This is a genomic window from Curtobacterium sp. VKM Ac-2922, from assembly GCF_022815645.1.
Taxonomy (GTDB): Bacteria; Actinomycetota; Actinomycetes; order Actinomycetales; family Microbacteriaceae; genus Curtobacterium.
Window position 1 is genome coordinate 87,208 of sequence record NZ_JALGRO010000003.1, and the last position, 23,451, is coordinate 110,658.

Genomic DNA, 23,451 nt, shown 5'->3' on the forward strand with positions numbered 1-23,451 from the left:
GCCGGTTCCGACGGGGTCGCCTGGACCGCGCCTGGCCGTCCCAGCAGCCGGCCGAGTCGCGACGGCCGCACCATCGTCAGCCGCGCAGCAGGTTCTGCAGGTAGACCCCGTAGCCGCCCTTGACGAGCGGTGCTGCGAGGTCGGCGAGCTGCGCGTCGTCGATCCACCCGTTGCGCCAGGCGATCTCCTCGATGCAGCCGATCTTGAAGCCCTGACGGTCCTCGATGACCTTGACGTACTCGGAGGCCTGCATCATCGACTCGAACGTGCCGGTGTCCAGCCATGCGGTGCCACGGTCGAGCACCTGCACGCCGAGCTCGCCCGCGTCGAGGTAGCGCTCGTTGACCGTCGAGATCTCGAGCTCGCCGCGTGCGCTCGGCTCGATGGTCTTGGCGATCTCGATGACCTTGTTGTCGTAGAAGTACAGCCCGGGGACCGCGTAGTTCGACTTCGGCGCGGTCGGCTTCTCCTCGATGGAGACCGCGGTGAAGTCGTCGTCGAACTCCACGACGCCGTACGCCGTCGGGTCGGCCACGTGGTACGCGAAGATCGTCGCGCCCTGCACCCGGGTGTTCTGCTTCAGGCTGGTGCCCAGGCCCGTGCCGTGGAAGATGTTGTCGCCGAGCACCAGTGCGACGCTGTCGTCACCGATGAAGTCCTCGCCGATGACGAACGCCTGGGCCAGGCCGTCCGGACTCGGCTGCACGGCGTACTCGATCTGCATGCCGAGGCTGGACCCGTCGCCCAGCAGCGCCTTGAACTGCTCGTTGTACTCCGGCGTCGTGATCACGAGGACCTCGTTGATGCCGGCCATCATGAGCGTCGACAGCGGGTAGTAGACCATCGGCTTGTCGTAGATCGGCATGAGCTGCTTGCTGATGCCCTTGGTGATGGGCCACAGGCGCGTACCGGAACCGCCGGCCAGGATGATGCCCTTCACTTGCTGCTCCTCAGGGACTCCGTGTAGGCGATGCACTCGTCGTAGGTCGGCAGGAGGCCCTGCTCGGCGGCCTGCACGAGGGTCGGGGCGCTGGTGTCCTTCTCGCTCAGCACCGGCTCGCCGATGCCGTCGGGCAGGACCAGGCCGACCGTCGGGTCGAGGATGCTGATCCCCTTCTCGCGCTGGGGGTCGTAGTGCGCACTGACCAGGTAGTTCACCGTCGACTGGTCCTCGAGCGCGACGATCGCGTGGCCCAGACCCTCGGACAGGTACACGGCCTTGCGGTCGACGTCGTCGATGCGGACCGAGTCCCACTGCCCGAACGTCGGCGACCCGACGCGGATGTCGATGATGTAGTCGATGAACGCCCCGCGCACGGCGGTGACGTACTTCGCCTGGCTGGGGGCGACGAGCGCGTAGTGGATCCCGCGCGCGACACCGCGCGACGAGATCGACATGTTCACCTGACGGAGGTCGAGGGGGTGTCCGACGGTGGTCTCGAGCACGTCGGCGCGGTAGGCCTCGAGGAAGGCTCCTCGTGCGTCGCCGTGCTGGACGGGGGTGAACTCCCACGCGCCTTGGATCTTCAGTTCGCGGATCTGCACCCGGACACCCTAGCAACCCCGCTCACGGCGGAGACCTCGGTCCGCAGCGCGTCCCGGGAACGCGGGCCGAGGGCCACCAGGATCGCCACGGCGAGCAGTCCGGCCGAGCCGATCACGTCCAGGGCGAGCCACGGCGCGAGACCGTGCGGCGCCTGCCATCCGCCACCGCGCCACACGACGTCCCATGGCCCCCCGACCCCCACGGAGTACCGGTGGTAGACCATCACGAACGACGTCACCTGCGCCACGCCCCAGGCGGTCCACAGCACGGCGGTGAGCGGTACCGGTGAGGTCCGGACGGAGGCCGCACGTCCGCCGAGCGCGACGGCGACGAGCACCAGGGCGACCAGGACCGGCAGTCCGTAGCGGCCCTGCCAGACGTACCCGAGCCGGTGCGCGGACGTGGCCTGCAGCAGAGCCGGCAACAGCAGCACCGAGGCCGACAGCAGCCCGACCGGCATCCAGGCCCGTCGGATCGTCACGAGACCGAGCACGACGGCAGCGCCGATGCCCGCCGTCCACCCGGTGAGGACCGGTCCGGGCGCGACGGAGTCCTGCCATCCGAAGACGCCGATCATCCCCTGACCGTAGGAACCCAGGCTCCAGAGCGCGTGCCAGACCGCAGCACGGATGCCCGGGCGGGCGGGGTCCGACGAGGGGATGTACCCGCCGGGCACCGCCACGGCTACGGTCCACACCAGCGCTGGGACCACCAGCACCGCCGCCACGATCGCCGCGCGCCAGACCGTCCGCGTACCGGCGACCGCGAGCAGACGCGCCCAGGGCACGGTGCAGCACAGCGCGACGAGGACGATGACCACGAAGAGCGGTGAGGTCGTCCTGGCGCTCGCGGTCAGGACGACCGCGACGGCGAACAGCACCACCTCACTCGTGGCGGGTCGTCGTCGCCCGTGCAGGATCGACCAGCCGAGCGCCGTGACGGCCGCGGTGCCGCTGACCTCGAGGCCGCTGGCGTTGACGACCGCACCGAGGTAGAGCACCATCGGCGTCGTCGCGATCGCCGCACCGATCACGAGCGGCCGCGAACGGTCGGACCGTGCCGCGACCCAGAACACGATCGCGAGCAGGAACGTGCTGAGCAACGCCGACGTCGCGCGCATCGCGAAGAACGAGTGCGCGCCGTGCAGCACCAGGGACGGCCAGCCGACCAGCGCGTAGTACAGCGGGTCGTAGGAGCCGACACCGGAACGGACCACGTGCGCCGCGCGGGACAGGCTGTCGGCCGACGGCGCGCACGCCGCCCACCGGTTCGGGTTCCCGGCGAAGCACGTCATCGCGCCGCCGACATCACCGACGTCGGCGGGGACCCGGAACGTCGTGACGCCCGCGCTGGAGGTCGGAGCGCCGTCGAGCTGGTCGCGGACCACGCCGGCGGCCTTCGCCACGTGCCCGCTCTCGTCCGGGCCGGAGGACAGCGGACTCGCGACGACCCAGGCCATGGCGACGACGAAGAGCGCCGCCCAGGCCCCCAGGAAGACCAGCGTCGACCGGGTGGCGAGCCGGCGGCGGAGGCCGACCCGTCCCCGGACGGCGAGCGAGGACCTGGTCATCCCCAGAACGGTGTGACGGACTGGTAGAAGTGCAGGTCGATCGTCACGATCGCCGCGACGAGGGACACGGCCGCCACCGCGAACACGACGACCCGCACCCCTCGCGTGGACACCAGGCGTCCGCCGATGAACAGCAGCATCACCGCCGGGACGACCGGCAGGAAGTACCGGCCCTGCAGGCCCTGCAGCCACTGGCCACGGTCCTCGGTGTAGTAGACGTACAGCGCCAGGCAGACACCGGCGACGACGATGGTGATGGCGACCACGACGACGACCCGCCAGAGGACGCCGGACCGCAGGCGTGCGACGGCGCCCCGCTCGTGCCGCTCGACGACGAGCATGGACAGCACCAACGTGATGACCAACAGGATCACGAAGGCCATCGGCAGGGGGGCGCGCAGCCACGAGAAGGACCCGAACACGCCGCGCCAGATCTCGCCCTTCTGCGTGGTGAGCCCGGTCGGGTAGTCGAGGACGATCGACCGGAACACGGCCTTGACGAAGACGAGCGGGTGCTCGAGCAGGAACGCGCGCTGCTGGTCCGGGTGGTTCAGCGGGTTGACGCCCTGCGTCACCCACGAGGTCGCGCGCAGCCAGCCGAGCGTCACGCCCGCTGCGATCGCGATGACGGCCCCGGCGCCGACCAGGTGCCACAGCCGACGAGCCGCCGGGTTGAGGACGGGGATGACGGCAGCCACCACGGCGATGGGCGCGTAGGTCGGTTTGACGAGCGCCACGGCGACGAACAGCACCCCGAGCAGCACCCATCGCCACCAGGTCGGTGCGCCTTCGCGCAGGGCCCACCGCAGCGCCAGCGCCGTCGCCAGGAAGCACAGCGCGATCGTGACGCCGTCGGCACTGAAGGACGCTGCCTGCCCGACGACCGACGGCAGCAGACCGACCGCGAAGAACGCCAGCCGTCCGACCGGGGTGAGCCGGGCTGCGGCGAGCAGCAGGCCGGCGACCGCGAGGAGCCCGAGGGCACGGCCGAGTTCGAGCTGGGCGAGCACACCGAGGCCCAGCGCCTCGCCGACACGGAGCGCCACCGCCTGCGGCACGTACGCGACCGGGGGGTACTGCACCGTGTTCGTGAAGGTCTGCCATCCCGTCGTCCCGTCCTCGTGGAGCGCGGCGAGCGCCGACCAGTCCAGGTCGCGGAAGGAGGTCTCGTCGTCGAACCCGCGGGTGAAGTGGGACTCGGAGAAGAGCTTCGGCCACGCCGTGGGGATGTACCCGCCCGGGTCGCCGTCGTGGATGCCCTCGATGCCCTTCGCCTCCTGCGCGACGAGCCCACCGTGTGCCACCTGGTAGGCGCGGTAGACGTGGGCGGGCTCATCCGGGTTCAGCCCCGGCGGGGTCACCGCGATGAACGTGGCGCCGCCGAGCACGAAGAGCAACAGGAACGCGATGTACTGCCAGAGCGCGCCGGGTCCGGTGAACCCGCTGCGGACCGGAGTGCGTCGTCGGGGGTCGTCGACACGGTGCGCGGTCGTGGGTGTCTCGGCACCGAGGGGGACGGTCGGGCTCGTCGCGGGCGTCGACTCCGTCGCCGGCACCGGGTGCGAGGACGTCTCCCCGGGGGTCGCGGTCGTCGACGCCATCGGCGTGGGTGCGGTGTCGGACAACGGTTCTCCTCTGTCGGGCGGCGCGCGGGCAGCGCGGTCGGGCAACCCGGACGACGATACCGGCTGCGCGCCTCAGATCCCGAGCGCCACTCGCCACTGCGGCTCGGCGCCGTCGACGACGACGCGTTCGGCGAGCACGTGCTCCCGAGCGCGCGCCACCAGGGCGTCGGCGTCGCGGAAGGCCGTGCGGAGCGCACGCCGCCACGACTCCGGATCGTCGGCCGCCAGCAGACCGCCGACAGCGTCCACCCCGGCGTACGACGGCCGGTCCGATCCGACGAAGGGCAGTCCGAGCATCGTGTACTCCAGGAACTTCAGGTCGCTCTTGGCGTCGTTGAACCGGTCGTCGGTCAACGGGGCGACGCCCGCCGACCAGCGGCGCGTGTGCTGCCGCAGGAACGCGACGAAGTCCGGGTAGTGCGTCCCGCCCTCGGGCACCGGCAGGCGGTCGTACCACCCGTCGTCATCGGAGGTGACCCCGACGACCTCGAGCCGCACCGGTCGGCCGTCGTCGTCGACGAAACCGTCGAACACCGGCCGCAGCAGGTCGAGGTCGCCACCGTGCGTGGCCGTCCCCATGTAGAGGACCCGCCGGGGGCCGTCCGTGTCGGGCCGGACCGGCTCCGTCGACCACAGGCCGGGCTGCACAGCGTTCGGGACGACGACGGATGCGATGCCCTCGGCCGCCAGGACCTCCTGCAGCGCCGTGGTGGAGACCACGACGGCGTCCGCGGACCGGACGAGCCGGTCGACCGACGCGAGCCGCTGCGGGTCGTACTCGGCCCGCGCGAGCCGGGCACGGGCCTCCTGGGAGAAGAAGTCGTCGTCGACCTCGGCCACGATGCGGGTGCCCTCGGACCGGGCGCGGGCGAAGGCCGCGTCGAGGGCGGTCACCGGGAACGCGTCCCGTTGGACCAGGACGGCGTCGAGGTGCGCGGTGTCGGTGCCGTCTGCCCAGCGGACCGGGTCGACCTGGGCGACGCGGGCGGCGCCCGAGGCGGCCAGCGCCGACATCCGACCGGTCACGCGGATGTGGGCGGACGCCGGGTGGACACCGCCTGCGCCGTGCACCACGAACCCGATCAACGGGGTCGGCGGCGGCGTGGGCGCGGTGGGACGGGCATCCCGTCCGAGCAGGCGAGCGAGACGGGAACGCATGGTCGACACCGCGTCATCCTGCCACGGCATCCCCCTTCGGGATGATCTCGCATAGGGTGTCGGTGGCCATGTGACCACCAGGGACGACCATGACGCTGCGCAGCCGCCCACCCGAGACAGAACGAGACCGCAGAACTCCGTGAAGCTCTTCATCCAGATCCCGTGCCTGAACGAGGAGCAGACGCTCCCGTCCGTGCTCGAGTCCATCCCGACCGTGATCGACGGCGTCGATGAGATCGAGATCCTCGTCATCGACGACGGATCGACCGACCGCACCGTCGAGGTCGCCCGTGCCCACGGGGTCCGGCACGTCGTCCGACACACGACGAACATGGGACTCGCCCGGTCGTTCCGGGACGGCGTCGACTACGCCCTGCTGCACGGTGCGGACATCGTCGTGAACACCGACGGGGACAACCAGTACCCGCAGGCGCAGATTGCCGACCTCGTCCAGCCGATCGTGCACGGCGACGCGGAGATCGTCATCGGCGACCGGCAGACCCGCACGATCGAGCACTTCTCCGGCTTCAAGAAGGTCATGCAGCGGTTCGGCTCCTGGGTCGCCAGCCGTGCCGCGGGGCTCGACCTGCCCGACGCGGCCAGCGGGTTCCGTGCCTACTCGAAGTACTCGCTGATCCGGCTCAACATCGTGACGCGCTTCAGCTACTGCATGGAGACCATCGTGCAGGCCGGCTACAAGCGGCTGGCGATCGCGAGCATCCCGATCACCACGAACGCGAAGACCCGCGAGTCCCGGCTCTTCAAGAACATCTGGCAGCACATGTTCCAGTCCGGATCCGCGATCGCGCGCGTCTACCTGATGTACCGACCGATGGCCCTGTTCGCCGGGGTGAGTGCGGTCTTCGGCGCGGCGGGGCTCATCCCCTTCGTGCGGTACCTGGTGTTGCTGTGGACGGACAGCGGCGGCAACCACCTGCAGTCGCTGATCCTCGGCGTCACCCTCGTGATCGCCGCCCTGCTCTCCATCACGATCGGTGTGGTGGCGGACCTGACCCGGCTGAACCGCACGCTGGCGGAGGAACAGCTCGACCTGCAGAAGCTCCAGCGGTACGGTGACTGACCGGCCGGCCGTCGGGCGCCGCGAACGTCTCGCGGTCGCGTCGCTGACGGTCGTCTTCGTGCTCGTCCTGCTGCTGTTCGCGGTCGTCACGAAGCCGTACGACGCTGCTGACGAGATGGCGCACTTCGACGCCGTGATGCAGCTGGCCCTCGGCAACGGGTGGGGAACGCCCGGGACCGTGCACGTCCTCGACGCCGTGCGGGCCAGCGTGACGTCGCCCTCGGCGGCGACCGCGACCTGGGGCGACCTGCTGCGGGCCTACCCGGGCGCGTCGGACCCGGCGGTCGACCAGATGACCCAGCACCCGCCGACCTACTACCTCGTCGCCGCGGGCCTGCTGCACCTCATCGGGTTCCGCGACCTGCTGTGGTCCGACGCGTTCCTGGCCGTCCGCTTGCTCGACGTCGCGATCGTCGCCGCACTGCCGGTGATCGCCTGGGCCACCGTCCGCCGGCTCACCCGGTCCGCACGCGGCGGGGTGGTGGCCGCAGCGGCGGTGCTCCTCGTGCCGCAGATCGCCGTGGTGGGCAGCGTCGTGACGAACGACGCACCCGTCCTGCTGCTGGCCGGCCTGGTGACCCTGGTCACCGTCCGCGTCCTCACCGGGGACGACCGACGGCGCACGCTCGTGCTCCTCGTCCTGCTGCTCGGCGCGCTCGTCTGGGTGAAGGGGACCGGCCTGCCGGCGGTCCCCTTCGTCCTGGTCGCGGTGTTCGTCGCCGGCCGCCGTGTCAGCTGGCGGCGCGCGCTGGTCCGCACGGTCGCGGTCGGCGCCGGGACCGCCCTCGTCGGTGCGTGGTGGTGGCTGCAGAACATCGTCGTCTTCGGGCGTCTGCAGCCCGACGGGTTCGTCGGGCGCACGGACCAGTCGTTCCCGAAGGGACAGGGGCCCGACCTGGCCGAGTTCGTCCAGGTGAGCTGGGACACGATCACCCGGACCTTCTGGGGCAGCAGCGGCCACAACGCCGGTCACGCGGTGTCGCCGGTGCTGAGCGACGTCGCCACCGTGCTGACCGTCGTCGTCCTGGTGGCCTACGCCTTCCGACGTGGACGCACCCTCGTGCCGGCCGTCGTCCTGGCGGTGTTCCCGCTCCTGCTCATCCTGCTGCAGACCGCGACGACCTGGTCCTCGTACCTGCGGACCACCGGCGTGAACGGCACGCAGGGCCGGTACTACTTCCCCGCACTCATCGCACTCATCGCACTCAGTGCGCTCGCCTGGCGGCGCCTGCCGCGGACCGACGCCGGACGCGGGCGGCTGGCGTCCGGCCTGGTGGTCACGTCCCTCGTCGTCGCCGCGTACGGCGTCTGGTTCCAGTGGCGTGTGAGCTGGGAAGGCGGGACCATCCTGGTCACCAGGGGCGGCATGGACGCCTACGCCGACGCGGGTCCGGTGCCCGGTGCCGTCGTCCTCGTGCTCGTCGTGCTGCTGGGCGTCGGAGCCGTCGTCGCGGGCGGACTCGCCCTGCGGGTGACCGGCGGGACCGCGACCACGTGCCCGCCCGACAGGCCCGCGCCGTCGACAGCGACGTCGACGTCGGCGTCGGCGTCGTCCGGCACGTCCCACTCGGAGGCCCCCCGGTGAGCGCCGCGACGACCCGCCGTCCCGTCGACGTCCGCCGCGCCACCGTGCTGCTGCTCGTCGTCACCACGCTCCTCTGGGTGGCGCTCCTGACGCTCTGGGCGCTGGTCACCCCGCTGTTCGGCGCACCGGGAGAGACCGACACCGTCGACGCGGTGTTCCGGACCGCTCTCGGTGCCGGCTGGCCGCCGCCCGGTTCCATGCACGCGCTGGCCGCCAGCCGATGGGTCATCGACAACCCCGGCGACCGGTCGACCTTCGCAGCCGTCCTGGCAGCGCACCCGGGCGAGACGTCGATCGTGAACCCGCTGTCGCAGAACCCGCAGACCTGGTTCCTCGCCGCCGGCGCGGTCCTGCGCGTCCTGCACTTCGAGACGCTGCGGTGGGACCTCGCCGTCCTCGCGCTCCGGCTCGTGGACGTGGTCCTGCTGGCCCCGGTCCCCGTGCTCGTCTGGGCGATCGCCCGTCGGTTGTCCGGCATCCGGCTGCTCGCGGCCATCGCACCGGTCCTGATGCTCGCGATCCCCAAGGCGGCGCAGTTCGGTGCGGCGGTCACGATCTGGACCGCCGTCGTCCTGCTCGCGACCGTCGCCGTCTGGCTCGCGGCACGGGTGCTCACCGGCGACCGCTCGTGGTGGGCGTCGATCGGGCTGGCACTGGTGGCTGGGGCTGCGGCGACCCTCAACGCGATGGGCCTGGTGCTCCTCGGCTTCGCCCTCGTCGTGCTCGTGGTCGCGCGACGTCCCCGTGCTCGCCGGCTGGTCGACACGGCCGTCGCCGTCGTCGTCGACCTGGCCGTCGGGCTCGCGCTGTGGCGGTCCCTGCGCTCGGGGTGGGTGCCGGACGGCGCGCCGGCCCCGGCGACTCCCCCGGCCGACGTCCCGGGCGGGCTGAACATCGGGACCTTCCTCGACGTCCAGTGGCGTGGCGGCATCGGGTCCTTCTGGGGCTCGCTCGGACTCGAGACGTACGGGCTCACCCCGCCGCTCGTCACCGGCCTGTCCGCGACCGCGCTCGGGCTCCTCGTCTGGGCTGCGCTGCGCCGGGACCGAGCACTCCGACCCACCTGGACCGTGCTGGTCTGGCCAGCGTCGGTCGTGGTGGCGACGCTCGTCTACGCGTGGCGGAACGCCGTCGCCGACGGGCAGATCGCGACGTCGAACGGCAGCGTGCTGCTCGTGGCAGCGCCGGTGCTCGCCGCTTCCTTCGCGGTGGTGACCGCCAGCGTCTGGCCCGCACGACGGACCCGGCGGCGCGCCGCGGTGGTGGGGACCATCGGGTCCGTGCTGATCGCCGGGTACGGCCTGGCGGTCGGTGTCGCCGGCGCCTACCAGGGCGGACGGCTCACGCCCACCACTGCCGGCCTGCACGCCCTCGCCGCCGCGACACCGCTCGGCATCCGCCCTGTCGCGGCCGTCGGCCTGGTCGTGGTCGTGGCGGCGGTCGCGCTCGTCACACTCGTCGTCCTCGCGACCCGCCCCGCCCACCAGTCCGAGGACACCGTCACCGGCACCGCCGCCGATGCTGGTTCGGCTGCCGATCCGGACGCGGGTGCGGCCGGCGAGACCGACGCCGATCCCGGGCACGTGGCGGCCCAGACCACCGACGACCCCCGGGCACGTGGCGGCCCAGACCACCGACGACCCCGGGCACGGCGCCCCGCTAGACTCTCCGCCGACCGTGGAACCGACCAGAAGGAACAACGCGTGAAGATCCTCGTCACCGGAGGGGCCGGTTTCATCGGCTCGAACTTCGTCCGCCGCACCCTGCAGGACGCCTACCCCGGCCTCGAAGGCGCCGACGTCGTGGTGTACGACGCGCTGACCTACTCGGGCAACCTCGAGAACCTGGCGCCCGTCGCGGACTCGCCGCGCTACTCGTTCGTGCAGGGCGACATCACCGACGCCGCGAAGCTCGACGAGGTCGTGCCGGGCATCGACGCGATCGTGCACTTCGCCGCCGAGTCCCACGTCGACCGCTCGGTCCGCGACTCCGGCATCTTCGTCGAGACCAACGTCGTCGGCACGCAGCGTCTGCTCGACGCGGCGCTCCGGCACGGCACCGAGCGCTTCGTGCACGTCTCCACGGACGAGGTCTACGGCTCCATCAGCGAGGGCTCGTGGGCCGAGGACCGTCCGCTCGAGCCGAACTCGCCGTACTCGGCGTCGAAGGCCGGCAGCGACCTGCTCGCCCGCAGTTACCACCGCACGCACGGGTTGAACCTGTCGATCACGCGCTGCTCGAACAACTACGGGCCGTACCACTTCCCCGAGAAGGTCATCCCGCTCTTCGTCACGAACCTGATCGACGACCGGCACGTCCCGCTCTACGGCGAGGGCAACAACATCCGCGACTGGCTGCACGTCGACGACCACACCCGTGGCATCGCGATGGTGCTCACCAGGGGCCGCGCGGGCGAGATCTACAACATCGGCGGCGGCACCGAGCTCACGAACAAGGAGCTCACCGAGATGCTGCTCGAGGCGACCGGCAAGGACTGGTCGTACGTCGACCGCGTCGCCGACCGTCTGGGGCACGACCTGCGCTACTCCGTCGACATCTCCAAGATCCAGGCCGAGCTCGGCTACGAGCCCCAGGTGCCGTTCGAGCAGGGCCTGGCCGACGTCGTGCAGTGGTACCGCGACAACCGCGCGTGGTGGGAGCCCCTCAAGGAGCGCGCGGCGCTCGCCTGAGCCGGACGGACACCATGACCCGCTACCTGATCACCGGCGCTGCCGGCATGCTCGGCCAGGACCTCCAGCAGGCCCTCGCCGGGCGTGACGTCACCGCGCTCGCGCGCGCCGATCTCGACATCACCGACCCGGACGCCGTCGCGGCGGCCGTCGCCGGACACGACGTCGTCATCAACGCCGCCGCCTACACCAAGGTCGACGACGCCGAGTCCCACGAGGACGACGCGTACGCCGTGAACGCGCGCGGCCCCGAGGTGCTCGCGACTGCCGCGGTCGCTGCCGGCGCGAAGCTCGTGCACGTGTCGACCGACTACGTGTTCGACGGCAACGGCACATCGCCGTACGCCGAGGACGAGCCGACCGACCCGATCGGTGCCTACGGTCGCACCAAGGCCGCCGGCGAAGCCGCTGTTCGCCGGATCGCACCGGACTCGTCGTACATCGTCCGCGCCGCCTGGCTCTACGGGGCCGGTGGCCCGAACTTCGCGAAGACCATGATCCGGCTCGCCGGCTCGCACGACACCGTCAGCGTCGTCACCGACCAGGTCGGCCAGCCGACGTGGACCGGCGACCTGGCACGGCAGATCGTCGCGATGCTCGACGCCGACGCACCGGCCGGCATCTACCACGGCACGAACGCCGGCCAGGGGTCGTGGCTCGACTTCACGAAGGCGATCTTCGCCGAGGTCGGACTCGACCCCGAGCGGGTGCTGCCGACCGACAGCTCGGCGTTCGTCCGACCGGCACCCCGACCGGCCTACAGCGTCCTGGGGCACGACGGCTGGGCACGCGCGGGCGTCCCCCCGATGCGCGACTGGCGCGAAGCCCTGCACGCCGCTGCCCGGGCTGGGGTCCTCGCCGCGTGACGGCGTCCACCGCACTCGTCGTCGGGGGCGGCGGCTTCCTCGGTCGCGCCGTCGTCCGCGCACTCGTGGCCGCGGGCACCGACGTGGTCGTCCCCCGCGTCCGCTGGTCGGTGACCGCGGACGCGGCAGCCGACCTGGTCGACGCGATCCGGTCGATGCGTGCGGGCGGCCGCCCGTGGTCCCTGGTGTGGTGCGCCGGGACCGGCATCGTGGCGACCGGCGCCGACGCGTTCGCCGCCGAGGCCGAGCTCCTCGAGCGGGTGCTCGACCCGGTGGCCACCGCACCCGCGGCAGCCGGCGCCCCGGGCGCCGTGTTCTTCGCGTCCTCCGCCGGGGCTGCCTACGCGGGGTCCGTCGGTGTCCCGTTCGACGAGACGAGCGAGCCGCGCCCGCTGGCGCCCTACGGGTCCAGCCGGCTGCTGGCCGAGCAGCGGTTCCGTGACTGGGCCGAGGCCGTCGGTGCCCGTGCGCTGATCGGCCGCATCGCCAACCTCTACGGGCCTGGCGCGAACCTGGGCAAGCCGCAGGGACTGGTCTCGCAACTCGCGCTCGCCCACGTCGAAGGGCGCCCGTCCTCGCTGTACGTCCCGCTCGACACCACCCGCGACTACCTGTTCATCGACGATGCCGCCGCGATGGTCGTCGACGCCCTGGACCGCGTGCGTGCGGAGCCCGGCGCACCGGTCACCAAGATCTTCGCGTCGCAGCAGGGCCGCACCATCCGCGAGGTCCTCGACGCCGTCGGGGCCGCCGTCGGCGTGGATCTCGACGTCCGCACGGGCGAGGACCCCTCCGCGTCGGCCCAGGGCCGGGACCTGCGGTTCCGGTCGATCGTGCTGCCGGAGGTCGACGACCGCCTCCTGACGCCGTTCGACGCGGGCGTGCGACGTACCGTCGACGACGTCCGACGCACCGTCGACGTCCAACGCACCGTCGACGACGTCCGACACGCTGCCCGAGCCGACGGCCACCCGCCTGCCGGACCCGTGCCGCCGCACCGAGGAGACCTGTCACGATGACCCGCACCGAACCCCGCTGGGCACGGACCACCGCCTGGATCGCACGGCACCCGTGGGCCGGCCTCACCGTCTGGGCCGCCGTGGTGTTCATGCTGGCGGCCTCCGTCGCCCGTGCGTTCACCTACCCCCCGCTGAACGGCGGTGACGAGCCCGCACACCTCGACTACGTCATCAGCGTGTGGCACCTGCACCTGCCGGTGTTCGAGAAGGGCATCACGTACCACGCCCCCTTCGGCGCGACGACGCCCGTGCAGTGGGTCTCCCAGCACCCGCCCCTGTACTACCTGGTGCTCGCGCCCGTCGTCGGCCCGCTCTTCGACGGCGGCCACCCGCTCGTCGCGGTCATCGCCGGACGCCTGATGAGCGGCCTGATGGCCGGCGGTGTCGTCGTGGCGTCCGCGTGGGCGGCCTGGCGGTGCTTCCCGGGTTCACGTCGGCTCCCTGGTGCGGTCGCCGTCGTGACGGCGTTCGCGGGCATGGTCATCCAGCAGGGCGGCTCCATCTACAACGACATCCTGTTCGTGCTGCTCCTGGTGCTGGCCTGCGGCGTCGCCGGCGCGGCGATCCGCACCGGCATGGGGCCCGGTCTCGCCGTCGCCTCGGCGGTCGTCGGCGCCGCGGGCATGACGACCCGTCTGTCCTTCGCGCTGTGGCTGGTCGCGCTGGTCGTCGCCACCGTGCTCGCCCGTCGGGTGCAGCTCTGGGGGCTCGGCGGCGTGTGGGCGAGGATCGTCGCCGCGGCCGCTCCCGTCGTCGCGGCAGGAGCGGCGTCGGGGTGGTTCTACCTGCACAACAAGGCGACGTCGGGCAACTTCAGTGGCCGGCACGCCGAGTGGGGCATCGAGAACATGGGCCGTGTCGTCCGCCCCGTGCGCGAGGTCGCACTCGACGGCGGCTTCTGGACCGGCCTGTTCGGCATCTACCGCGGCGTGCTCCCCCCGAGCACCCCGGTGCAGTGGGTGCTCATGATCCTGCCGATGCTGCTCGCAGCGGTCGTCGGCGTGGTCGTGCTCATCCGACGTCGCCGCTCCCCCGCCGTCGGCCGCGCCGCCGCACGGTTCCGGCGTCGCGACCGCCTGTCCACCTGGCTGATCGTGGCGATGTTCGTCGTCGTCTCGGCGCTGCTGACGGTGATCGAGATCGACTACGTCCACGGCGGCGGTGCGGCGAACACCCGCTACGCCCTGACCATCCTGCCGGTGATCACGATCGCGATGGCAGCGGGACTGACCGGCTTCCGCCGTGCCTCCGGCGCGCTCGTCCTGCTCTGGGTGGCCGTGTCGTTCGTGCCGTACCTGTCCCTGGTCGACCTGCACGTGGCGGGGATCGTCCCGCATGCCGCTCGCGTGGTGCAGCTGATGTTCGCCGTCTCGGTCCTCGCCGCGGTCGGCTGCGTCGTCGGTGCCTTCGTCGACCAGCGCCACCGGGAACCGGCCGCTCTGCCCGCCGGACCGCGGGCCTTCCGCGACACCCCGCCGGCGTCCGCGGTCGATCAGGAGGCGCGGGCCTCGGCCAACAGCGTGCGGTAGCGGTCGGCCACGGCGTCGACGGTGTGCGCTGCCGCCGTCCGCGCGGCCGCCGCCCCGAGGGACGCGGCCCACTCCGGGTCGCCCAGCAGTCGGTCCACGGCGGCTGCCAGGTCGTCGGCGTCCCCGGGCGTCACGAGCAGCCCGTTGACGCCGTCCTCGATGACGTCGACGATGCCGGGGACCGCGGACGCGACGATCGCGCACCCCGCGCTCATGGCCTCCAGGAGCGCCACGGGCAGTCCGTCACGGTCGCCGTTCGCTGCGGGGACGGACGGGTAGAGCGCGACGGCGGCACGGGCGTACTCCGCGGCCAGGGCGTCCTTGCCCTGCGCACCCACGAAGGAGACCTCGGCTCGGGCGCGACGTTCGAGGTCCGCCCGGAGCGGCCCGTCCCCCACCACGACGACCGTCGCCGGGCGCTCGGCCATCCGGTCGAGGGCATCGAGCAGGACGACGGCGCCCTTCTTCTCGACGAGCCGTCCGACGAAGAGCACCCGCCCGGCGACCCGGTCCTCGCGTGCCACCGCGGCGGTGATCGGTGCCAGGTCCACCCCCATCGGGACGACGTGGACCTGGTCGGCGCGGGCACCGAGCGCGCCGAGCTCGCGGGCCATGTCCGTGCTCATGCACGTCACCGACGATGCGTTCCGCACGACGGCGCGCTTGACGGCCTGGAGGACCGGGTGCCGCAGCGCGTACAGGTCACCACCCAGCGTGGTCACGACGCGGGGCAGCCTGCCCAGCACGAGCCGGCCGACGGCACCCTGCGGGATGATCCAGTGCAGCAGTGCGACGTCGGGACGCGACCGGCGCCGTTCGCGCACGAGTGCGGCGGCCATGGCCGCGAAGAAGGACGGGACCTGCAGCCACCGCGCGGGCTCCGCCCGCAGGTTGTCCACGATCGCACCGTCGGCCAGGTCACGCCAGCGCGCCGGGAAGTACCCGTACCGGTGGACCTCGACGTCACCGATGCGCTGGTGTGCCGCTGCACCGCGGGTCATGGGTGCCACGACGACCACGCGGTACTCGTCGGAGAGCGCCAGTGCCAGGTCGAGCACGAACCCCGGGGTCCCGTCGCCCGGCTCGGCCGGGAACGTCGACGCGGCGACGAGCAGGGTCGGACGGACGGCGGAGTCGGGTTGCATGCAGCGCGCTCGCTTAGAGTTGTCGGTCGATGGACGCACGACAGCCTACGGGGTCCCAGGCGGCACACCCCGGACCGACGACCACACCCGCCGCGGACGGCACGCCCGCCCGCCGTGGCCGCCGCGCGCGCGCCCTGACGGCCGTCAAGTGGGCCGCTGCCGTGGTCGCCGTCGGTCTGCTCGTGCTCGGCATCGCGCGGCAGTGGGACGCGATCGTCGCGGACTTCGCCCGGTTGGACGTGCTCACCGTCGTCGTCGGCCTCGTCGCCACGGTCGCGGCCCTGGTGGCGAACATGCTGTCCTGGCGCGCGATGATGGCGGCCACCGGTTTCCGGGTGCGACTCGCGGCGGCGGCGTCGATCTTCTTCGTGGGGCAGCTCGGCAAGTACATCCCCGGCGGTGTGTGGTCGATCGCCGCGCAGGCCGAACTCGGGCGGGCCCACGGTCTCGCGCGGACGGGCAGCGCGGTCGCCTCGCTCGCCTCGATGCTCGTGAGCATGGTGACGGCGGCACTGGTCGGCATCGTGGCGCTGCTGGCCTCGGCGAGCGACGGTCTGGCGCACTACTGGTGGCTGGTCGTCGTCGTCGCCATCGGTCTGGTCGCACTCACGCCGCCGGTCCTCGGTCGCCTCATCGCCCTGGCCCTCCGGCTGCTCCGTCGCCCTCCCGAAGCGGTCGCGCTCACGTGGAGCGGCACCGCGGCGTCGATGGCGTGGTCCGTCGTGATGTGGCTGCTCTACGGCATCCAGGCGACGTTCGTCCTGCACGCCTTCGGCGCGGACTCGCCGTCGGTGTTCGCGGTGTCGACCGGTGCGTACGCGGTGGCGTGGCTCGTGGGCTTCCTGGTCGTGGTCGCTCCCGCCGGGCTCGGGGCACGCGAGGGCGTCCTCGTGCTGCTGCTGGCGAGCGTCGCATCGCCCTCCGGGGGTGCAGCCCTGGCGCTGGCGGTGGTGAGCCGGGTGTTCATGACGATCGGCGACGTGCTGCTCGCCGGGGTGGGGTCCGCGCTGGCGGTCCGGCACCGCAGGGCCGTCGCACGGTCCGCGGCGACGCCGCCCGGTGCACACGACCGCCACTGATACCCTCGCTGTCGACCTTCCCGGGGACGTCCCCGCCCGAACCCTCGAGGAGCCCCACGAGATGACCACACTCCGCGTGATCGTGGACCAGGTGATCGCCCCGGTCCCCGGCGGCATCGGCCGCTACGCGGAGGAACTCACGCGGCAGCTCATCGCGACGGCTCCGGCGGGGTGCGACGTCGAAGGGGTGGTGTCCGCGGCACCCCCGGCCGACATCGAGCACCTGCGCACCCTCCTGCCCGGCCTCGCCGGGCTGGAACGCCTCGCGCTCCCCCGTCGCGAACTGGCGCTCGCGTGGCAGGGCGGCATGGCGCGTGGCGCGTCGCGCGGGATGGTCCACGCACCGAGCGTCCTCGCGCCGCTGGTCGGGCACAACCGCTTCCAGGAGCCGGGACGGCAGACCGTGGTCACCGTGCACGACACGGTGCCGTGGACGCACCCGGAGACCCTGACCAGCCGGGGGGTGCACTTCCACAAGGCGATGGTGAAGCGGGCGTTCCGGCACGCCGACGCCGTGGTGGTCCCGACGCACGCCGTGGCTGCGCAGCTCAACGAGATCCGCCGCTTCGACGACCGTCTGCGCGTCATCGGGGGTGCACCGAGCGGACGCCTCCGGGTCCCCGTGGACGCCGACCTGCGCGCCGAACGCCTCGGTCTGCCGGACCGGTACGTGCTGGCCGTCGGCACGCTCGAGCCGCGGAAGGGACTGACCGCGCTGATCCAGGCGATGGCCCACCCCGATGCGCCGCAGGACGTCCCGCTCGTCATCGCGGGCCCGGACGGCTGGGGGGACGTCGACGTGGTCGGCACCGCGGAACGGGCTGGGCTGGCAGCGGACCGGGTGAAGGTGCTCGGCCGTGTCGACGATCCGGACCTGGCCGTGGTGTACGACCGGGCGACGGTCTTCGTCTTCCCCAGCCTGGCCGAGGGGTTCGGCCTGCCGGTCATCGAGGCGATGTCCTTCGGCACGCCGGTCATCCACTCCGACGACGACGCCGTGCGCGAAGTGGCGTCCGACGCCGGGGTCAGCGTCGCCCGAGAACCGCGGGACAGCTACCCCGAGCGACTCGCGCAGGCCGCCTACCAGGTCGTCAACGACACCCACCTCGCCAGTCAGCTCGCGGTCGCCGGACCGGACCGGGCGCGGATGTTCGACTGGCACGACTCGGCACTCGAGACCTGGCAGCTGCACGCCGACCTGTAGGCGGCCCTGCATCACGGGACGGCATCGATCCCTGGACGGACCGTGTGTCGGCGAGCGGCGCGACACGTGCGGACTGCCATCATCGGCGCATGGCACGCCGACACCACGCACCGGTCCTGACCGCCTCGATCGTCATCGCCGTCGCCCTGACGACCGTGCTCAGCGCGTGCTCGGGCGGGTCGGACCCGGCCCCGAGCGCCTCGGCGACCTCGTCGCGCAGCAGCTCGCCCGCACCGTCGGCGAGCGGCGGCGCGGCGGCACCGAGCGCGACCCCGTCGGACGACCAGACCGGATCGGCCGACGACGGGACCGGTCCGGGGACGGGCAACGGCAGCGGAGTCGACGCTCCGACCTCGGTCGACTGGGCAACGGTCACGCAGCAGGGCATCGCCGCCGCGGGGGGCGGCGCGGTCCTGTCGCTCGCCGGTTCCGGGGACTCTTGGACGGTCGTCGTGGTCAACGGCCCGGACGGTGCCGAGACCCAGTCCGTCGTGTCGGCGACGCTCGGCCGTGTGACCTCGGGTCCGTTCCCGAAGTCCGTCGACGCGGCCACCGGGACGGCGGACCTCGCGCGCGCAACGGCGGCGAAGACGACCGCCTCCGCCGCCGCGACCGCGGCCGAACGGGCCGTACCGGGCAGCACGTTGGCGTCGCTGGTCCTCGGCGGCGCTGCCGGCGCACCGGTGTGGACGGCGACCGTCACGGCCAGCGGCGCGACCCGCACCGTGACCGTGGACGGCCTGACGGGCGCTGCCACGGCCTCCTGACCGACCTCGGAACGTCGTCGGTCAGGCGTATGCTCGCCGGACGCGACCGAGGTGGGTCCGCCGCGGTCGTCCTCGACAGGGAGCACGAGACGGCATGCAGAAGAACACGTTGACGAGCATCGCGACGACGACGGTCCTGGGGATGGCCGTGGTCACCGCGCTGGCCGCGGGACCGGCGAGCGCCGCACCCCCGGTGAGCACACCAGCACCGACCGCCGCTCCGGCGGCCGGGTCGGCCCAGGCGACGACCACTCCGGATCCGTCACTCGCCACGATGGACGCCACCGGCAACCACGCGATGGGTGCCAGCATCGCTGCCCACGTGGCGCCCGTGGGTACTGCGGCCGGTGCACGGGCGCAGGCGAGCGTGCAGGCGACCGCCGGGGGGCCTCCGCCCGGCCGGCTGCAGGGGATGGACGTCAGTGCCTGGCAGCACGACGTCGACTTCGGTGTTGCATACGCCAAGGGTGCCCGGTTCGCCTACATGAAGGTGAGCGAGGGCGTCAGCTACACCAGCCCGTACTACGTGCGGCAGTACAACGCGTCGGCGGTCTCCGGGTTGATCCGGGGTGGGTACGTGTACGCGCAGCCGTCCCAGGCGAGCGGGGCCGCCACGGCCGCGTACTTCTTCGCACACGGGGGCGGCTGGAGCAACGACGGCAAGACCCTGCCGCCGCTGCTCGACATCGAGTACGGCACCGCCGCCCAGGGCACCTGCTACGGGATGACCCAGGGCGCGATGTCGGCGTGGATCTCGCAGTTCTCCAACGCCGTGTACCAGCGGATCCACCGCTGGCCGGCGATCTACACCACGACGGACTGGTGGAAGCGCTGCACGGGCAACTCGTCGTCGTTCGCCGGGAACCCGCTCTTCGTGGCGCTCTACCCGGTCAACGACTTCACGACCCCGGGCACCGTCGGCGCGAGCTGGGGTCGGTGGACCTTCTGGCAGTGGGCAGCCGAGGGCACGTTCCCGGGCGATCAGGACGTGACGGTGCACTCGATCCGGTCGCTCCGGATCTTCGCGGCGCGGACCGACTGACCACGCGACGCGTGGCCGTCCGCGACGGGCTCAGAGCGCGTCGCGGAGGGCCTGCGCCTTGCGCTCGACGACCTGCTCGAGTCCCTCGGCGTAGCGTGCCAGCCGGCCGGCCACGACCGGGTCGGCGCTGCCGATGATGCGGGCGGCGAACAGGCCGGCGTTCGCGGCGCCGTTGATCGCCATGGTCGCGACGGGGACGCCTGCCGGCATCTGCACGATCGACAGCAGCGAGTCCAGACCGTCGAGCCGGGCGAGCTGCACCGGGACGCCGATGACCGGCAACGTGGTCACCGCGGCGACCATCCCGGGCAGGTGCGCGGCGCCGCCGGCACCGGCGATGACGACCCGGATGCCCCGCGCAGCGGCGCCGCGTCCGAACGCCATCATCTTGTCCGGGGTGCGGTGTGCCGAGACGACGTCGGCCTCGAACGGGATGCCGAGCTCGCCCAGCAGGTCCGCCGCGGCCCGCATGGTGGGCCAGTCCGAGTCGGAGCCCATGATGATCGAGACGAGCGGTGCGGGAGCAGTGGTGTCGGTCACGGGTCGAGCCTAGCGGCGGTCGTGCGGGCCCTCCGGACGCTCGTGCGCCGCCGGCCGGTCAGCGGACGGTGACCGTCCGGCACCCGAGCACGGTGTCGCCGCCGGCCCCGAGCCCGGACGCCGTCACGCAGAGCCGGTGCTGCCCCGAGGGGCTGACGACCCGCGCGGCGAACCCGTGGGCGGGGCCGGACGCGTACGACCGGTCGACGTCGGGTCGGGCGGCGTCGGCGGCGAACCGGGCCGTCCGCGATCCGTCCACGGTGACCGTGACCGTGACCGCCGAGGCGATCTGGTCGCGGTCGAAGACCCACCCCGCCACGTCGACGCGACGCTTCGACGGCGATGATGCGGAGCCGAACGTGCCGAAGGGGGCGCTCGCCGTCACGCTCACGGTCCGACAGGTCTCCGGGCTGTCGCTGCCCGGCCCCAGGTTGCGTGCGACGGCACAGACACGGTGCGTCCCCGCCCCACCGGGGACCGTCGCCGACCACCCGTGTGCCGTGCCTGCCCCGGTCGGCAGCCCGACCAGGTCCGGGCGCTGGGCGTCGGCGGTCAGCGTCGCGACGGACCGCCCGTCGACGGTGACCGCGACGGTGACGGCCGAGGCCGGCTCGTCCTCGTCGATGCTCCAGCCGGACACGGTCATGCCGGAGCGTGCGACGCCAGCCCGGTCGAACGCCAGGACCGGGGTGTGTGGGACGTCGTCGGTCGCGTCGTCCCCGGGTGCCGACACCGACGACGCCGGGGACCCCTGCGGGCCACCGAGCTGGGCCGCGCCGACCAGACCCTGTGCGGCGGCCGACCACCACGTGCCTGCTGCCGGACCGCCGTTGCAGGTCCCGTCGCTCGCGCCCGGGGTCTTGACCCACAGCAGCGCGTCGAGTCCGGTGCCGTCGGCAGCGACCCGTGGCGACGTCCCGAGCCCGGCGCCGGGCGCGTTGCACCAGGTCCCCCGCCAGCCCGTGCCGTTGCGCGAGGTGTCGATGACGTAGTGCGAGCCTCCGGTGAGGGCCGAGACCTGCTCGGCGTACGCCTGCTCCCGTGCCGTCGGGTAGTAGTTCGCCACGTTCGTGAAGAACCCGCGCCCGCCGCGCACCCCGGCCGCCTGCAGGCGTTCGGCCATCAGCGCCGGGCGGATCCAGTTCGAGTTGCCGGCGTCCAGGTACGCCGGCACGCCCGCCGCGGTGAACGCGGCGATCTCGCGGGAAAGGATGCGGAAGCGCTGTTGCCCGAGTGCTGCCGTGCACCGGGAGTCGCTCAGCATCGCGAGCGAGTCGGGCTCGACGACGACGGCCGCCCGCTTGCCGGCGACGGCGCGCACGACCTGGTCGATCCACGCGTCGTACGACGCCTCGTCGAACCCGCCGGCCGAGTACCCGCCGCAGTCGCGGTCAGGGATCGCGTAGGTGACGAAGACCGCGGTGGTCCCCGTCGCGTCGGCGCCGGCAGTCGCGGCGGCGATCGTCTTCGTCAACGTCGCCCCCGTGGTCCACTCCCCGAGCCAGGTCGCCACCGGGTAGCGGGCGATGGTCGCGGCCGCGTCCGCGCCCGCCGGGTCGGTGGCGCGGAGGGCTGCCGCGGCCTTCGCGGCCTCGCTCGTCGGCGACCGGTACTGCCCGGCGCCGAAGAGCTGCGATGCCGTCCGGGCGCGCATGTCCGTGGCCGTCGTGGCTGCGTCGGCGCTGATCGGTGTCAGCACGCCGCACAGCACGGCGACGAGCGCGATCGCAGAAGCGGCGACCGTGGTGGTGCGCATGTGGTGGTTCCCCTGGTCGGTCGGTGTTCCCTGGCCCCCCATGGGACCATCCGCGGGTCCCGACCGCCAGCCGCCAGTCCGGGTGCCACCCGTCGAGGTGGCATCCGCAGGTCAGTCGTCGAAGTGCGCCGCGGCGGACCGTGCCCGGTACACGACGTCGTCGACGTCGTCACCGGTCACCGTCACGTGTCCGATCTTCCGGCCGGGCCGCGGGGCCTTGCCGTAGAAGTGGTACTTCGCCTCGGGGAACGCGGCGAGCGCGGCGGGGTACCGGGCGGCGAGGTCGCCGTCGGCGGGGCCACCGAGCACGTTCACCATCACGGCGTGCGGGGCGTGCATGCCCGTGGCGCCCAACGGCAGGTCGAGCACGGCGCGCAGGTGCTGTTCGAACTGGCTCGTGGTCGCACCGTCGATCGACCAGTGCCCGGTGTTGTGCGGACGCATCGCGAGCTCGTTGACGAGGATGCGTTCGTCGCCGGTCTGGAACAGCTCGACGGCGAGGACCCCGGTGACACCGAGTGCCTCGGCGACGCGGACGGCGATGGACTCGGCCACGTCGGCGATCCGTCCGGCGCTGTCCGGAGCGGGGGCGACCACCTCGGCGCAGACCCCGTCGCGCTGCACCGTCTCGACGAGTGGCCACGCCACGATGTCGCCCGAGGGCCGGCGTGCCACGGACTGGGCGAGCTCGCGGGTGAACGGGACGAGTTCCTCGACCAGCAGCGCCTGGTCCCCGCCGGACTCGGCCGCGGCCGCGAACCAGTCCTCGACCTGGTCCGGGTCGGACACGACGCGGACGCCCTTGCCGTCGTAGCCACCGCGCGGGGTCTTCACGACCGCTCGGCCCCCGTGCTCGGCGATGAACGCACCGAGGGTGTCGGGGTCGCGCACCGCCGCCCAGTCCGGGACGGGGAGCGCGAGCTCGGACAGCCGGGCGCGCATCGTGATCTTGTCCTGGGCGACCGCGAGCGGCTCGGGCCCGGGGCGCACCGCCACGCCGGCGTCGACCAGCGCCCGCAGGACGTCCTGGGGGACGTGCTCGTGGTCGAACGTCACCACGTCGACCTCGCGTGCGAAGGCGAGCACGGTGTCCACGTCGTGGTAGTCCCCTTCGGCCGTCGCGGCGATCGCGGCGGACATGCCGGGTCCCTCGGCGAGCACCCGGATGTCGATCCCGAGTTCCACCGCCGCCGGCACCATCATCCGAGCGAGTTGCCCGCCACCGATCACACCCACGCGCAGGGTCATG

General features: G+C 72.7%; 19 protein-coding genes. 10 read left to right on the forward strand and 9 right to left on the reverse strand.

Features of this window, described 5'->3' with window-relative positions:
• Nucleotides 1-76 precede the first annotated feature (76 nt).
• The 5 genes from rfbA to MT346_RS04175 all read right to left on the reverse strand — a co-directional run bounded on the left by rfbA (nt 77) and on the right by MT346_RS04175 (nt 5,908).
• The gene (gene rfbA, locus MT346_RS04155; RefSeq protein WP_243561565.1) at nt 77-940 is read right to left on the reverse strand and encodes a glucose-1-phosphate thymidylyltransferase RfbA; all 864 of its coding nucleotides are present in this window, start codon (nt 938-940) and stop codon (nt 77-79) included.
• The gene (locus tag MT346_RS04160; protein WP_243561566.1) at nt 937-1,545 is read right to left on the reverse strand and encodes a dTDP-4-dehydrorhamnose 3,5-epimerase family protein; all 609 of its coding nucleotides are present in this window, start codon (nt 1,543-1,545) and stop codon (nt 937-939) included. The genes rfbA and MT346_RS04160 overlap by 4 nt, the downstream gene beginning before the upstream one ends.
• Nucleotides 1,527-3,116 (reverse strand): DUF2142 domain-containing protein, encoded by a 1,590-nt coding sequence (locus MT346_RS04165; protein WP_243561567.1) that lies wholly within the window; start codon nt 3,114-3,116, stop codon nt 1,527-1,529. Before MT346_RS04165 ends, MT346_RS04160 begins: the two co-directional genes overlap by 19 nt.
• Nucleotides 3,113-4,741: a DUF2142 domain-containing protein gene (locus tag MT346_RS04170; protein WP_243561568.1), complete on the reverse strand. Its 1,629-nt coding sequence runs from the start codon at nt 4,739-4,741 to the stop codon at nt 3,113-3,115. Before MT346_RS04170 ends, MT346_RS04165 begins: the two co-directional genes overlap by 4 nt.
• A gap of 72 nt (nt 4,742-4,813) precedes the next feature.
• Nucleotides 4,814-5,908 (reverse strand): hypothetical protein, encoded by a 1,095-nt coding sequence (locus MT346_RS04175; protein ID WP_243561569.1) that lies wholly within the window; start codon nt 5,906-5,908, stop codon nt 4,814-4,816.
• A gap of 130 nt (nt 5,909-6,038) precedes the next feature.
• Here MT346_RS04175 and MT346_RS04180 point away from each other — a divergent pair, with 130 nt between their 5' ends.
• The 6 genes from MT346_RS04180 to MT346_RS04205 all read left to right on the forward strand — a co-directional run bounded on the left by MT346_RS04180 (nt 6,039) and on the right by MT346_RS04205 (nt 14,669).
• Nucleotides 6,039-6,980, forward strand: a complete 942-nt coding sequence (locus MT346_RS04180; protein ID WP_243561570.1) for a glycosyltransferase family 2 protein — start codon at nt 6,039-6,041, stop codon at nt 6,978-6,980.
• Nucleotides 6,973-8,565: a glycosyltransferase family 39 protein gene (locus tag MT346_RS04185; protein WP_243561571.1), complete on the forward strand. Its 1,593-nt coding sequence runs from the start codon at nt 6,973-6,975 to the stop codon at nt 8,563-8,565. Before MT346_RS04180 ends, MT346_RS04185 begins: the two co-directional genes overlap by 8 nt.
• Nucleotides 8,566-10,268: 1,703 nt before the next feature.
• Nucleotides 10,269-11,255: a dTDP-glucose 4,6-dehydratase gene (gene rfbB, locus MT346_RS04190; RefSeq protein WP_243561805.1), complete on the forward strand. Its 987-nt coding sequence runs from the start codon at nt 10,269-10,271 to the stop codon at nt 11,253-11,255.
• Nucleotides 11,256-11,269: 14 nt separating this feature from the next.
• Nucleotides 11,270-12,121: a dTDP-4-dehydrorhamnose reductase gene (rfbD, locus tag MT346_RS04195; protein ID WP_243561572.1), complete on the forward strand. Its 852-nt coding sequence runs from the start codon at nt 11,270-11,272 to the stop codon at nt 12,119-12,121.
• A complete protein-coding gene (locus MT346_RS04200) occupies nt 12,118-13,140 on the forward strand; it encodes an NAD(P)-dependent oxidoreductase (protein WP_243561574.1) in 1,023 nt (340 codons plus the stop codon). Before rfbD ends, MT346_RS04200 begins: the two co-directional genes overlap by 4 nt.
• The gene (locus MT346_RS04205) at nt 13,137-14,669 is read left to right on the forward strand and encodes a hypothetical protein (RefSeq protein WP_243561575.1); all 1,533 of its coding nucleotides are present in this window, start codon (nt 13,137-13,139) and stop codon (nt 14,667-14,669) included. The genes MT346_RS04200 and MT346_RS04205 overlap by 4 nt, the downstream gene beginning before the upstream one ends.
• On the opposite strand, the gene MT346_RS04210 is transcribed toward MT346_RS04205, so the two are convergent.
• Complete coding sequence (locus MT346_RS04210; protein ID WP_243561576.1) at nt 14,633-15,814, reverse strand: glycosyltransferase; 1,182 nt, start codon at nt 15,812-15,814, stop codon at nt 14,633-14,635. The genes MT346_RS04205 and MT346_RS04210 overlap by 37 nt on opposite strands.
• 29 nt (nt 15,815-15,843) lie before the next feature.
• Between MT346_RS04210 and MT346_RS04215 the strand changes: the two genes are divergently transcribed.
• The 4 genes from MT346_RS04215 (at nt 15,844) to MT346_RS04230 (ending at nt 19,906) form a co-directional block, all read left to right on the forward strand.
• Nucleotides 15,844-16,893 (forward strand): YbhN family protein, encoded by a 1,050-nt coding sequence (locus MT346_RS04215; protein ID WP_243561577.1) that lies wholly within the window; start codon nt 15,844-15,846, stop codon nt 16,891-16,893.
• Nucleotides 16,894-16,954: 61 nt separating this feature from the next.
• On the forward strand, nt 16,955-18,097 hold the full coding sequence (locus tag MT346_RS04220) for a glycosyltransferase family 1 protein (RefSeq protein ID WP_243561578.1): 1,143 nt from the start codon (nt 16,955-16,957) through the stop codon (nt 18,095-18,097).
• An 89-nt stretch (nt 18,098-18,186) separates the two neighbouring features.
• The gene (locus MT346_RS04225; RefSeq protein ID WP_243561579.1) at nt 18,187-18,864 is read left to right on the forward strand and encodes a hypothetical protein; all 678 of its coding nucleotides are present in this window, start codon (nt 18,187-18,189) and stop codon (nt 18,862-18,864) included.
• A gap of 94 nt (nt 18,865-18,958) precedes the next feature.
• A complete protein-coding gene (locus tag MT346_RS04230; RefSeq protein WP_243561580.1) occupies nt 18,959-19,906 on the forward strand; it encodes a GH25 family lysozyme in 948 nt (315 codons plus the stop codon).
• Nucleotides 19,907-19,936: 30 nt separating this feature from the next.
• Here the strand turns inward: MT346_RS04230 and purE are convergent, their stop codons facing one another.
• The 3 genes from purE to MT346_RS04245 all read right to left on the reverse strand — a co-directional run bounded on the left by purE (nt 19,937) and on the right by MT346_RS04245 (nt 23,450).
• Nucleotides 19,937-20,446, reverse strand: coding sequence for a 5-(carboxyamino)imidazole ribonucleotide mutase (purE, locus tag MT346_RS04235; protein WP_243561581.1), 510 nt, complete (start codon nt 20,444-20,446; stop codon nt 19,937-19,939).
• Between the two features lie 58 nt (nt 20,447-20,504).
• On the reverse strand, nt 20,505-22,202 hold the full coding sequence (locus MT346_RS04240) for a glycoside hydrolase family 6 protein (RefSeq protein WP_243561583.1): 1,698 nt from the start codon (nt 22,200-22,202) through the stop codon (nt 20,505-20,507).
• Between the two features lie 111 nt (nt 22,203-22,313).
• A complete protein-coding gene (locus MT346_RS04245; protein ID WP_243561585.1) occupies nt 22,314-23,450 on the reverse strand; it encodes a 5-(carboxyamino)imidazole ribonucleotide synthase in 1,137 nt (378 codons plus the stop codon).
• Between the last annotated feature and the right edge of the window lies 1 nt (nt 23,451).

What these genes read in the sequence shown, in the direction of transcription:
- MT346_RS04165 (WP_243561567.1), bottom strand. Translation starts at nt 3,116, where the DNA reads ATGACCAGGTCCTCGCTCGCCGTCCGGGGACGGGTCGGCCTCCGCCGC.
- rfbD (WP_243561572.1), top strand. Translation starts at nt 11,270, where the DNA reads ATGACCCGCTACCTGATCACCGGCGCTGCCGGCATGCTCGGCCAGGAC.
- MT346_RS04205 (WP_243561575.1), top strand. Translation starts at nt 13,137, where the DNA reads ATGACCCGCACCGAACCCCGCTGGGCACGGACCACCGCCTGGATCGCA.
- MT346_RS04210 (WP_243561576.1), bottom strand. Translation starts at nt 15,814, where the DNA reads ATGCAACCCGACTCCGCCGTCCGTCCGACCCTGCTCGTCGCCGCGTCG.
- MT346_RS04215 (WP_243561577.1), top strand. Translation starts at nt 15,844, where the DNA reads ATGGACGCACGACAGCCTACGGGGTCCCAGGCGGCACACCCCGGACCG.
- MT346_RS04220 (WP_243561578.1), top strand. Translation starts at nt 16,955, where the DNA reads ATGACCACACTCCGCGTGATCGTGGACCAGGTGATCGCCCCGGTCCCC.
- MT346_RS04225 (WP_243561579.1), top strand. Translation starts at nt 18,187, where the DNA reads ATGGCACGCCGACACCACGCACCGGTCCTGACCGCCTCGATCGTCATC.
- MT346_RS04230 (WP_243561580.1), top strand. Translation starts at nt 18,959, where the DNA reads ATGCAGAAGAACACGTTGACGAGCATCGCGACGACGACGGTCCTGGGG.
- MT346_RS04240 (WP_243561583.1), bottom strand. Translation starts at nt 22,202, where the DNA reads ATGCGCACCACCACGGTCGCCGCTTCTGCGATCGCGCTCGTCGCCGTG.
- MT346_RS04245 (WP_243561585.1), bottom strand. Translation starts at nt 23,450, where the DNA reads ATGACCCTGCGCGTGGGTGTGATCGGTGGCGGGCAACTCGCTCGGATG.